Genomic DNA, 12322 nt, shown 5'->3' on the forward strand with positions numbered 1-12322 from the left:
CGTCCGTTACGCCGCCAGCGTGCCCGGCATCACCGCTCGTGGCCCGAACCTCGCCCGCGCGCGGTCCGCGACCTCCTCGATACGGCGGACCTTCTCGTCCACTGGGTCGAAGGTGAGCTGGTGGGCGGCCTGATCGGCGGAGGTCAGCCCCTCGGCGCGCAGGGTGAGCGCGCGGACCCGGGCGCGCTGGAGACCGAGCGCCTCGTACATGCCGTAGGCCGCCTGGGTCAGGGCCGCCGAGTGCGCGGTCGGCTCCTTCAGGGTGCGGCTGCGGGTGGTCGAGGAGCGGTCGGCGTAGCGCACGGTGAGGGTCAGGGTGCGGCACACCTTCTCCACCGCGCGCAGCCGGAAACCGATCTCCTCGGCGGCCGACAGCAGCGCCCTGCGGTGCCGGGCCGGGTCCAACTCATCGACGTCGAAGGCCCGTTCCGTCATCATCGACCGCGCGACGGCGTTCGGGACGACCCGGCCGCGGTCGACGCCGCTCGCCTTCTCGCGCAGCTCACGGCCCGCCTTCGCGCCGATCAGCCGCTGGAGCGTGGACAGCGGCGCGGCGGCGACCCGGCCCAGGGTGTCCAGGCCGTACTCGCCGAGAGTGCGGGCGGTGGCCGTGCCGACGCCGGGCAGCGCGGCGACGGGCTTGCCGGCGAGGAACTCGGCGACGGCGTCCGGGGGCACCGCGCAGGTCGCTCCGGGCCGGGCGTCGCGCAGCGCCACGCGGGCCAGCATCGGGCCGGGGCCGGCGCCGATCACACAGTCGACGCCGTGGCGCGCGAGGGCCCGCACCCGGATCACCGAGGCCAGCTCCACCGCGCTGCGCCCGAAGTACCGCTCGGCACCGCGCAGATCGGCCAGCGCTCCGTCCGGCGGCAGCGCCTCCACGACCGGGGTGAACTCCTCCAGCAGTCCGAGCAGTCCCGGCAGGGCCGCCTCGTACATCGGCGGCAGCTGGAAACGTACGCAGAGAATGGTCATCCCGCACTCCCCGGACTCTGGTGCCACAACTTCCGTATCGCCGCGGGCCCTTGCGCAGCGTCCTCTCCCGCGGGCCGCAGATCGGCCCAGGGGTGCATCTCGTACCCCGTGGGCATGCGGATCGTCCGGCCCGCCATCGGGTCGCCGGCCGCGGAGCCGGCCGGCGCGGGCAGCCCGTCGGACCCGGCGACCCGGGCCCGGAACGGACCGCCGTCGTCCTTCGCCGCGGACCCGCCCGCGCCGGACGGTTCGGCCAGCCGGGCCGCGACTCCGTCGAGCCCCTCCGCGCGCCGCGCCTCCACCAGTTCGGCGAGGTTCCAGGCGGCGGAGCCGACCACGCTCAGGCTGCGCGGGCCGCGCCGCTGCACCACTCCGCGCACCAGCAGCAGCCAGGAGTGGAAGACGGTGTGGGCGCAGGCGTCGTGCGAGTCGTCGAAGAACGCGAGGTCGACCAGTCCCGTGCCGTCGTCCAGCGTGGAGAAGATGACCCGCTTGCCGGAGCGGATCGGCGGGGTCTGGGTGGCCGCCTTGGCGCCCGCGACCAGCACGGTCTCCCCGTGCCGGGCCTCGCGCAGCCGGCGCGCGGAGACCACGCCCAGCTCCTCGAGGAACTCCCGGTGGTCGTCCATCAGATTGCGCGAGGCGTCCATGGACAGCACACCCAGCTCGGCGCTGAGCCTCTCCTCCGGGGACAGGTCCGGCAGACCGGCGGGCGCGGTCTTGCGCCCGCCGGCCAGCGGGAGTTGGCCTCCGCCGCCGCCCCGGGCGCCGCGATGCAGCTCGGTCAGGTGCAGCTGGAGATCACGCCGGTTGGCGCCGAACGCGTCCAGCGCGCCCACCTGCGCGAGCCGCTGGGCCAGCGGCCTGCTGGGCCGGGCCCGCTCCCAGAAGTCCAGCAGGGAGGCGTACGGCTGCCCGTCCGCGATCCGCTGCGCCTCGGTCTCGCCGATGCCGTGCACGTCGGAGAGGGCGAGTCGCAGCCCCCACACCCCTGATTCAGACACCAGTTCGATCCGATGAGCGACCCCGGACACATTGACGTCCAGCGGCAGGATCGGCACCCCGCGCCGCCGGGCATCGGCCAGCAGCAGTCGCTTCGGGTACATCCCGGGGTCGTGCGTGAGCAACCCGGCGTAGAAGGCGGCCGGGTGATGCGCCTTCAGCCACGCCGACTGGTAGGTCGGCACGGCGAACGCGACGGCATGCGCCTTGCAGAAACCGTACGACCCGAAGGCCGCCACGATCTCCCAGGTCCGCTGGATCGTTTCCGCGCTGTACCCCCTGGCCGCCGCCTGCTGGGCGAACCACACCCTGATCCGCCCCTGCGACTCCGGATCGGACAGCCCGCGCCGCACCCGGTCGGCCTCGCCCCGGCCGCAGCCGGTCATGATGGCGACGATGTCGATGATCTGCTCGTGGAAGACGACGACCCCGTACGTCCCCTTCAGTGGCTCCTCCAGGTCCGGGTGCGGATAGCGCACCGGCGCCCGCCCGTGCCGCGCCTCGATGAACGGCCGCACCATGTCGGCGGCGACCGGACCCGGCCGGAACAGCGAGATGTCCACCACCAGATCATGGAAGGTGGCGGGCTGGAGCCGCCCCACCAGGTCCCGCTGGCCCGGCGACTCGATCTGGAAGCAGCCCAGCGTCTCGGCGGACCGGATCAGCCGGTAGGTCTCCGGATCCCCCGGCGGCACCGTGTCCAGTTCGATCCGCTCCCCGGTCGCCCGCTCCACCTCGGCGACCGCGTGCGCCATCGCCGACTGCATCCGCACGCCCAGCACGTCCAGCTTGAGCAGCCCGAGGTCCTCCACGTCCTCCTTGTCGAACTGCGACATGGGCAGCCCCTCGCCGCTGGTCGGCACCACCGGCGTCCGGGCGAGCAGGGAGGCGTCGGACAGGAGCACCCCGCACGGATGCATGGCCACCCCGCGCGGCAGGGCGTCAAGGGCCTCCACCAGCTCCCACAGCCTGCCGAACCGCTCCTTCTCCCCCGCCAGCCGCTTCAGCTCGGGCAGCTCCTCCAGCGCGGCCCGGGCGTCCCGGGCCCGGATGTGCGGAAAGGACTTGGCGACCCGGTCGATCTCGGCCGGGTCCATGGACAGCGCGGCGCCCACGTCCCGGATGGCGTGCCGGACCCGGTAGGTCTCCGGCATGGAGACGGTGGCGACCCGCTCGCTGCCGAACCGGCCGATGATCGCCCGGTAGACCTCCAGCCGTCGCGCGGACTCCACGTCGATGTCGATGTCCGGCAGCACGAGGCGCTCCTTGGACAGGAAGCGCTCCATCAGCAGCCCGTGCTCGATCGGGTCGGCGTGCGCGATCCCGAGCAGATGGTTGACGAGCGACCCGGCACCGGAGCCGCGCGCGGCCACCCGGATGCCCATCTCCCGTACGTCGTCCACCACCTGGGCGACCGTCAGGAAGTAGGAGGCGAAGCCGTGATGGGCGATGATGTCCAGCTCGTGATGCATCCGCTCCCAGTACGCACGCCGGCCGGCGTAGCCGAGCCGCAGCATCCCGGCGGTCGCCCGGGAGGCGAGCGCCCGCTGCGCGGTACGCCGGCCGGCGCCGACGAGGTGCGCCTCGGGAAAGTGCACGCTCCCCATGCCCAGATCGCCCTCGGGGTCGACCCGGCACCCGGCGGCCGTGGCCCGGGTCTGCTCCAGCAGCCGGTGGGCGGTGTCCCGCCGGTACCCGGCGGCCTCCACGACCCGCTCGGCGACCTCCAGCATGGCCTGGGCGTCTTTCAGCCAGGCCGCACCGGAGTCCAGCTCCCCCCGGGGGCCGATCGGCATCAGACGCCGCGCGGCGTCCAGCACGTCGGCGACCGGCCCCTGCCCGGGGTCGGCATACCGGACGGCGTTGCTGAGCACCGGCCGCACCCCCTGCTCGGCGGCGAAGCCGACGGTACGGGCGGCCAGCCGCAGGGAGCCCGCGCCCGTGCCCGTACGGCCGTGCCAGACGGCCTCCAGCCGCAGCGCGTCGCCGTAGACCTCGCGCCACGGGGCGAGCAGCTCCGCCGCCCGGTCGGGGCGCCCGGCCGCCAGCGCGTGCCCCACGTCCGACTCCGGACCGAGCAGCACCACCAGGCCGTCGCCGCGGTGGCCGGCCCAGGGAAGCAGCGGATTCCCCTCCCCCGCGTGCGCCGCCGAGACCAGCCGGCACAGCTCGGCCCAGCCCCGGGCGCCGTCCCGGGCGAGGAAGGTCACCCGGGGAGCCGACTCGTCCACGAAGGCACCACCGCGCACCGGGGTACGCCGCCTCTCCCGCCGTACGGCCTCCCGCGCCGCCACCGCCAGGTTCACCCCGAACAGCGGACGGACGCCCGCGCCGGCGCAGGCCTTGGCGAAGCGGACCGTCCCGGCGAGGGTGTCGCGGTCGGTCAGGGCGAGGGCGTCCATGCCCCGTTCCGAGGCGCGCTCGGCCAGCCGCTCCGGATGGGACGCCCCATATCTCAGGGAGAACCCGGAGACGGTGTGCAGATGCGCGAAGCCCGGCACACCCACCTCCCGCACTCGTGAGCCCCGAACGACTCTCGAACATCAGTTCCAACCTGTCTTCCCCCACCATACCCCCATTCCCGAACATGTGTACGAAACCTGTTCGGCCGCCTCCCACCTGCGCAAACAGGCCACCCGGAGGCCCGCGCCGCGGCACGCGGAGGTCAGGCCGGTGACCGTGCCGGAGTGCATCTGGGTGGTCGATCCGCTGCGGGTGGCCTTCATCCCGACGGTGGCCTCGGCCGCCGGTGATCTTCTGGCTGGAGCCGCGTACAGGTCGACCTCGCTCGGGACTCCTCCGGCAAGGTCATCGGCGCGAACGAGCAGTCCAGCTTCCCGGGCGACGACTACGGCCCGGTCAGGTACACGGCCCAGGTGGACCACCAGGAAGGGCACGCACAAGTAACCACACCCGCCCGCCACTCCTGGCCGACATCGCCCCCTTGGCGCGCAGGACAGCACCCGCGGGCCGCAACGAGAGAGCCCCCGCACGCAGGTCGCGTGCGGGGGCTCGCCAGGACGTGCGGGCCGCCGGCGAACGGGGCCCGTCAGCGAACGGCGCCCGTCAGTAGACGTGCACCCCGTAGGCGCTCAGCGCCTCGGTGACCGGCTGGAAGAAGGTCGTACCGCCGGAGGTGCAGTTGCCGCTGCCGCCCGAGGTCAGACCGTAGGCCGTGGTGCCGCCGTACAGCGGGCCGCCGGAGTCGCCGGGCTCGGCGCAGACGGTGGTCTGGATCAGGCCGGAGACGATGTCGCCGCCGCCGTAGTTGACCGTGGCGTTGAGCGCGGTGACCCGGCCGTTGTGCGTACCGGTCGTGGACCCGCGACGGTAGACGGTCGTGCCCACGGAGGGCGTGGCCGCGCTGGTGATGTCCTGGCTGCCCACGGAACCCGACTTGGTCACCGAGCTGTTGGTGTAGCGCACGATGCCGTAGTCGTTGCCGGGGAAGCTGGAGCCGGCCGTGGTGCCGAGCGTGGTGGAGTGGGAGGAGTTCGACCACCACGTGCCCGCACCGTCGGTGCAGTGCCCGGCGGTCAGGAAGTAGTAGTTCCCGCTGGAGTCCTGGACGTTGAAGCCCAGCGAGCAGCGCCAGCTGCTCGCGTAGATGGCGTCGCCGCCGGAGATCAGCTTGTTGAACTTGCCGGGGGTGTGCTTGATGGTGAGCGCGGAGGCGTTGGCGCCGGCCTGCTTCTTGATCGTGGCGATCTCGGCCTTGGACACCGTGCTGTCGACGGTGACGACGACGCGGTTGGTCTTGCCGTCCACCGCCCAGGCCGTACCGGGGATGTCGGCCTTGAGGACGGAGTCGCTCGCCTTGGTCAGCTGCGCGGCGCTGAACGTGTGGGCGTCGCTGGCGTTCGCGGTGGGGGCGGCGAACGCTGCTGCGGCCAGGAAGCCGGTGGCCACGGCGGTCAGCCGGGTCCGTCTCGCCGTGCCGGTGCGGGGAGTGGTGCGCTTGATGCTCACTTGGCGTTCCCTCCAAGGGAAGTCGGGGGCCCGCGTGGGGTCGGGGCCCGTGAGTCGCAGTCAGGGGCCCGACCGGATTCGAATACGCATGCCCCTGACAAGCGCTGGGGGGAGTATTCGGCCGAACGGCCGGTCGGCACAAGAGTGCCTTTCGGCCGTCGACCCGGAACCACCCGAACGCCTGGAACGGCCCGTACCGGCCGGGTGAACCCGAGGTCGGACCGGGTGGCGCTCCCCCGCCTCGACCGCCATGTCCCACGTGTCGCCACACCCGTCCGCCTGCTGCGCGGCCTTCGGCATCCGCTCGGGACCGGCCGGCCGGCCACGGTCGGGCCGTCGGTCCCGGCGGCGATGAGCACCACCCCGTCCTCATCCGCCACCCAGATCCCGGGGATGTCCGGAAGTCGCCCCTCCGGATAGTCCTCGATCCGGTACGCCGGTGCCGGCGCGAGCGGACCGCAGGGCACCGAGACGGCCCCCTCACGCTTCTCGTGCCACCGCTTCCGTCGTCCTGGCCGCGGCTGACCGGCCGGCGGGCCGGGCCAGGCCCAGGTGCTCGCGCAGGGTGCTGCCCGGGTAGAAGGTGCGGAACAGTCCGCGGTGCTGGAGCAGCGCCACCGTGCCGTTGACCAGCCGCTCCAGATCGCGGCGCGGTTCGACGGGGACGAGGTGGAAGCCGTCGGTGACACCGTCGGCGTGCCAGGCCGCCATCAGTTCCGCGAGGTCGACCGGGCCGCCCCGGTACAGCGGGCCCCGCGCGGTGGGTCGCGGCCCGCCACCACCGTGTCCGGCCTCCGCGGCGTACTCGCCGTCGCCGAGGTCGACCAGCAGGCTGACCAGGACCCGCAGCGCGTCCGGCTTCCGCCCGAACGAGCGTGCCCGTTCGCGCAGTTCGTCGCCCACGCCGGCGGCCTGGGCGGGGGAGGCGGCGCGTACCAGCGCGACGTCCGCGTACCGGGCGGCGACCGCACGGGCGTGATCATCGGTGGCGTCGACCACGCGGACGGGGTGGCCCTGCGGCGACCGGGGCGCGGTCGACGGGCCCCGGACCGAGAAGGCGGTGCGGGTGAAGTCGACGCGGTGCAGCCGGTCCCGGTCGAGTAATCGGCCGGTGGCCACGTCCCGGATCTCCGCGCCGTCCTCCCCGTCGTCCCACAGTCTCGCCGCCGCGTCGGCGACTTCGCCGGCCTCCCGCCAGAGCGCCTCCGCCGACGGTGGTCGCCCGTGCCGGAGCGGGGCCGAGGGCTCGGCGGGCGCGTGCGGGCGACAGAACGGCCGGGCCTCCCGCTCGGTGGTGGACACCTCGATCCGCCAGCCGGCCCGCCCGCGGCTGACCCGGTCCAGGGTGTCCACGGCGGCCTGCACCTGGAAGGGCTCGGTGTGGGTGGTGGTGACCGTCGGCACCAGCCCGATCCGCCGGGTCGCGGGCGCCGCCCGGCACAGGACACCGAGCGCGTCGGACCCGGGCCGGGCGAAGGAGTCGTCCAGCGTCACGAAGTCCAGCCCACCCCGCTCGGCGAGCCGGGCCAGCTCGACAGGGGATCCGGCGTCGAGGCTCCCCGGCTGATCGACGGCGGCGGCGAGATGCAGCAGGCTGCTCACTCTCACAGTACCTTCGCCAGGAACGCCCGGGTCCGCTCCTCCCGTGGAGCGCCCAGCACCTCCTCCGGCGCCCCCTGCTCCACTATCCGCCCGTCGGCCATGAACACCACCGTGTCGGCGACCTCCCGGGCGAACGCGATCTCGTGGGTGACGACGATCATCGTCGTCCCCTGGGCCGCCAAGCCCCGGATGACGTCCAGTACTTCGCCCACCAGCTCGGGATCGAGCGCCGACGTCGGCTCGTCGAAGAGCAACAGCTTCGGCTCCAGCGCGAGCGCCCGTGCGATGGCGACCCGCTGCTGCTGCCCGCCGGACAGCTGCCGCGGATAGGCGTCGGCCTTGTCGCCGAGTCCGACCCGCTCCAGCAGCCGGCGGGCGCTCTCCACCGCCGCCTTCCGGGGCCGCTTCAGCGCGGACACCGGCGCCTCCACGACGTTGTCCAGGACGGTGAGATGCGGAAAGAGGTGGAAGTTCTGGAAGACGAACCCGATCCGGGTGCGCTGTTTGAGCACCTCCCGCTCGGGCAGTTCGTACAGCCTGTCACCGGCCCGCCGGTATCCGATCAGCGAGCCGTCGACGCTGATCGCACCCCGGTCCACCTTCTCCAGGTGGTTGATGGTGCGCAGCAGCGTGGACTTGCCGGAGCCGGAGGGGCCGAGCACGACGGTGACCTCACCGGCGCGCACCTGGAGATCGATGCCCTTGAGTACGTCGAGCGAGCCGAAGCTCTTGTGCACCGACCTGATGTCGACCATGACGCTCATCGCGCGAGTTCCTTTACAAGTGAGACGGTCAGGAAGGACAGCACCGCCCGGGCGGTGGCGTCGTTCTGCCGGAACGCTGGTCCGCCGGTGCGGGGGCGGGTGAACGCGCCGGCGGTGCGGGTTTCGGTGGCCGGGCCGAGGGCGAACCGCCGGGGATGCGGGCGCCCGGCGCCGTCGAGGATCCGGCCGTCGCCGGGGTCGACCCGGAGCAGCCCGTCGGGGGTCTCGGCGGCGCCGTCGGCGTGCAGCTCGCGCAGCAGGCTGTCGCGGGCACGCCCGACGGTGGGCTCGGGCAGCCGGGCCTCCACCAGGGCCCGCGCCTCGACGGAGAACCCCGGCACGGTGGGGCTGGTGGCCCGGAACACCCCGTTCTCGGCGGTGACGGTCATACCGGCCCCGACGAATCTGAGCACTCCGGCCCGGGACAGCGCGAGCATCTGCCGCAGCCGTGGCCCGGGCGGCCCGGACGCCAGACAGCTGAAGAATCCGTGCCACCAGGGCGCGATGTGCCCGAGCCGCACCAGCTGCCCGTAGACGGAGAGCAGTCCGAGGAAGACGGCCAGGTCGGCGCTGTGGGAGGGATCGTGACGGCGGCTCAGGTCGGCCTCGATGTAGCCCCTGAGTCCGTCCTGGAAGTCCTCGTGGGAGGCGTACCGCGCGCCGTCCAGCGGGTGGTCGAGCGCGGTGAGGTCGAGCCGGTCGGCCGGGTCCGGCACCGCGGCGGCGACCAGTGCCCGGGTCTCGGCCGGGTCGCCGGCCGCCGCGTACTTCTCCTCGAAGTCGGTCCAGGCCATCGCCGTACGCCCGGGGTGGGCGGTGAACAGCCGGTGGTAGTGGGCGAAGCCCAGCTCCTTCTCGATCAGGGGCCACACATCGCGCCGGAAGTCGAAGCCCCCGGGCCGGGCGAGCAGTTCGTCCACCTCGGCGGGGCCCAGGAAGCGGGGCAGCGGGGGTCTCTCGCCGGTCCAGTCGTAGCCGATCTTCGAGTGGTACGGCACTCCGCGCCGCGAGCCGACGTACAGCACCGGCTCCCGCCCCGAGGGGAGATACGCGTCCCCCTCGTACCGTCCGCCGCGTCCCTCGGTGAGCAGCACCATCAGGTCGACGAAGGCCAGCCCGAAGCCGCGCACCAGGACGGGTGCACCGGGCCGCAGTGCGGAGAGGTCGCTGTCGGCGGTGAAGTCGGGCGGCAGGTGCACGAGGTCGTGCTGCCGGGCGTACGCCGCCAACTGCGCCTGGTCGCTGTCGAGTTCGGCGTCCAGGTGGCCGAGGGCGAGGATCACCACGTCGGCCAGGAGCGGGCGCGGGCGGCCCTCCAGCCACACCTGCTGGCGGCCCTCGCGGGGGCCGCCGACCCGGAGGGCGCGCCGCGGGTGGTGGTGGACGGCGACGTGCGGGGGCAGGTCGGCGCGGGTCCGCTCGTACACCCAGCGCAGGTAGCGGCCCTGGAGCCGGCGGTCGGCGAAGGTACGGCCGTCCAGGCCGGCCCACTCGTGCAGAGTGGGGCCCTCGCGCACCGGGCCGGCCATCGTCACCGTCTCGTCGGTGAACATGGTGACGTCCTCGGCGTGCGAGTTCATCCACAGCAGCGGCGACTGCGCCTGCCGCCAGATGCGTCCGCCGCCCGGCGGATGGGGGTCGACCAGGTGGATGTCGAGGCCGGGACCACCGGCGTACAGCTCGGATGCGTTGGCGGCGATGCGTTCGAGGATGCCGGTCCCCCGCGGCCCGGCTCCCACGATGACCAGCTGCTGCCTCATCGGGCGTTCCCCGTGCCGCGCGCGTAGTGCCTTTCGACGAAGGTCTGGCCGATGCCGAGCAACGAGGTGACCACGGCGTACCAGAGGGTGGCGACCATCAGCAGCGGGATCACCTGGTAGGTGCGGTGGTAGATCAACTGGGCGGAGAACAGCAGGTCGTTGACGGCGATGACGCTGACGATCGAGGTGCCCTTGAGGGTGCCGATCAGCATGTTGCCGGCGGGCGGCACGATGGCGCGCATGGCCTGCGGCAGCACGATCCGCCGCCAGCGCCGCCACCGGCTCAGACCGAGCGCCTGGGCGGCCTCGATCTGCCCGCGGTCGACGGAGAGGATGCCGCCCCGGACGACCTCGGCGGCGTAGGCGGCCTCGTGCAGGGTGAGACCGACGATCGCGACGGCGACCGGGCTGAGCAGGTTGACGGTCTGCACGCCGAACACCTGCGGGTACAGCGCCCCGATGTTGAACCACAGCAGCAGCTGGACCAGGATCGGGATGGACCGGAACAGCCACACGTATCCCCAACCGACCGCCCGCAGCACCGGGTTGGCGGACAGCCGGAACGCGGCCAGCAGGGTGCCGAGGGCGAAACCGAGAACCATCACCACCGCGGTCAGCCACAGGGTGAGCCACAGTCCGCGCAGGACGGAGTCCGAGGTGAAGTAGTCGGCGACGACGTCCCACTGGAACGCCTTGTTGTGCACGACGGAGTTGACGGCGAACCCGAGCAGGACGAGGACGACGGCGGCTGCCGCCCACTGCCCGTACCGGCGCTGCGGGACGATCCGCGGAGCGTCCCCGGGCTCGGGGACGTGCGATGCGGTGGGGATTTTGGCGAGGGTGTCGGATGACATGCGAAGACTCCGTGACGTGGAGGCCCCTCCCACTCGGGCACAGCCCGGCACAGGGGAGCGTCGTCAGAACGGGGTGATGCCTTCACACGGGCCGCGCCGAGCGGCGCGGATACGGCCGAGCCCCTCAGCAGGGCCGTGCACCGAGAGTACGGGTGCGTTTCCCTCCGCTGTCAAGGCTGTCCAGAGTATGAGCCGTACATCTCACGTCAGTTGACGCGGAACCGGATGCCTGTTCCACTTGGCCCATGCATCCACAGCAGTGGCTGGTCACCCGCTCCCACATCGACTTCGGTCGCGTGTGGTCCTGTTCCTGTTGAGCTGACCCCCTGCGCACGCCTGCCCCCCGGGGCGGGCGTCCTCGCGTTCTCTTGTTCTTCTCCGCCTTCACACGCGCCCCCTCCCCTCGCGTTTCCGCATGCCCTTCTGCCTCAGGAGACCGCTCCCCGATGCGTACGCCCTTTTATCGCCTTTTCCTTCCCTTTATCGCCATTAGCTCGGCTGCTCTGCTGCTCACCGCCTGCGGCTCCGGGACCGACGGCTCGGGCGGCACGGACGCCGCCGGAGTGGCGGCCGAGCCCGCCGCGGTGCCCACCACGGACGTCGTCTCCGCCGTGCACGAGGACGACGCCGTCGCCGGGCTGCTGCCCGCCGGCACCACGAGCCTGACCGTCGCGGTCAGCGTCGGCGGCACCCCGCCCGGCACCACCTACCTCGGCGACGGCACCACCCTGACCGGCCAGGACGTCGACTTCACCAAGGCGGTCGCCCGGGTGCTCGGCGTCAGGCTGAAGGTGGAGCAGGCGAGCTTCGAGGCGATCCTGCCCGCCCTGGACAGCGGTAAGTACGACTTCGGCGCGAGCAACTTCGGCGTGACGGACGAGCGCCGCAAGTCCATCGACTTCGTCACCTACATCAACGACGGCCAGGGCTTCGCCACCCGCAAGGACAGCAAGCTGTCGAAGATCACCGACCTGAGGCAGCTGTGCGGCCTCGACGTCGCGACCGCCGCCGGCACGACCTTCGAGGCCACGCTGGAGGAGAACAAGCACGTGTGCGCCGACGCGGGCAAGAAGGCGTACCAGGTGCAGACGTACTCCGAGTCGAGCGCGATCTGGTCCTCGCTCCAGCAGGGCCGCAGCGACATCGTGATGTCCACGATCAACGGCCTGCGCTACGCCGTCGCGCACCAGCAGGGTCTGAAGTTCCTCAACGAATACCACCGCCTGGACGTCGGCTTCGCCTTCAAGAAGGGCACGAAACTGGCGCCGGCCTTCCGGGCGGCGGTGAACAAGCTGCTGTCCGACGGCACCTACGACCGGATTCTCGAGAAGTGGGGCACATCGGGCTCGGCGATCAGCACGTCGCGGATCAGCCCGCCGGAACTGAGGAACTAGCG

Annotated in this window: 8 protein-coding genes; 1 reads left to right on the forward strand and 7 read right to left on the reverse strand. The window is 72.6% G+C overall.

The genetic code is table 11. The features are described 5' to 3' along the window. Nucleotides 1-6 precede the first annotated feature (6 nt). From ACZ7DL_RS32045 to ACZ7DL_RS32075, 7 genes are all read right to left on the reverse strand, one after another. Complete coding sequence (locus tag ACZ7DL_RS32045) at nt 7-975, reverse strand: DNA polymerase Y family protein (protein WP_470779548.1); 969 nt, start codon at nt 973-975, stop codon at nt 7-9. Continuing rightward, nucleotides 972-4478, reverse strand: a complete 3507-nt coding sequence (locus tag ACZ7DL_RS32050; protein WP_470779550.1) for a DNA polymerase III subunit alpha — start codon at nt 4476-4478, stop codon at nt 972-974. Before ACZ7DL_RS32050 ends, ACZ7DL_RS32045 begins: the two co-directional genes overlap by 4 nt. Nucleotides 4479-5043: 565 nt before the next feature. Then, on the reverse strand, nt 5044-5946 hold the full coding sequence (locus ACZ7DL_RS32055) for a S1 family peptidase (RefSeq protein WP_470779552.1): 903 nt from the start codon (nt 5944-5946) through the stop codon (nt 5044-5046). Nucleotides 5947-6426: 480 nt separating this feature from the next. Beyond that, nucleotides 6427-7554, reverse strand: coding sequence for an LLM class flavin-dependent oxidoreductase (locus ACZ7DL_RS32060; RefSeq protein WP_470779554.1), 1128 nt, complete (start codon nt 7552-7554; stop codon nt 6427-6429). Continuing rightward, the gene (locus tag ACZ7DL_RS32065; protein ID WP_470779556.1) at nt 7551-8312 is read right to left on the reverse strand and encodes an amino acid ABC transporter ATP-binding protein; all 762 of its coding nucleotides are present in this window, start codon (nt 8310-8312) and stop codon (nt 7551-7553) included. The genes ACZ7DL_RS32060 and ACZ7DL_RS32065 overlap by 4 nt, the downstream gene beginning before the upstream one ends. Next, on the reverse strand, nt 8309-10072 hold the full coding sequence (locus tag ACZ7DL_RS32070; protein ID WP_470779559.1) for an FAD/NAD(P)-binding protein: 1764 nt from the start codon (nt 10070-10072) through the stop codon (nt 8309-8311). Before ACZ7DL_RS32070 ends, ACZ7DL_RS32065 begins: the two co-directional genes overlap by 4 nt. Next, nucleotides 10069-10926: an amino acid ABC transporter permease gene (locus ACZ7DL_RS32075; protein WP_470779560.1), complete on the reverse strand. Its 858-nt coding sequence runs from the start codon at nt 10924-10926 to the stop codon at nt 10069-10071. The genes ACZ7DL_RS32070 and ACZ7DL_RS32075 overlap by 4 nt, the downstream gene beginning before the upstream one ends. 446 nt (nt 10927-11372) lie before the next feature. On the opposite strand from ACZ7DL_RS32075, the gene ACZ7DL_RS32080 reads away from it, so the two are divergent. Then, nucleotides 11373-12320, forward strand: a complete 948-nt coding sequence (locus tag ACZ7DL_RS32080; RefSeq protein ID WP_470779562.1) for an ABC transporter substrate-binding protein — start codon at nt 11373-11375, stop codon at nt 12318-12320. Nucleotides 12321-12322 lie beyond the last annotated feature (2 nt).

The sequence above is a fragment of the Streptomyces sp. NPDC036984 genome (assembly GCF_055607665.1).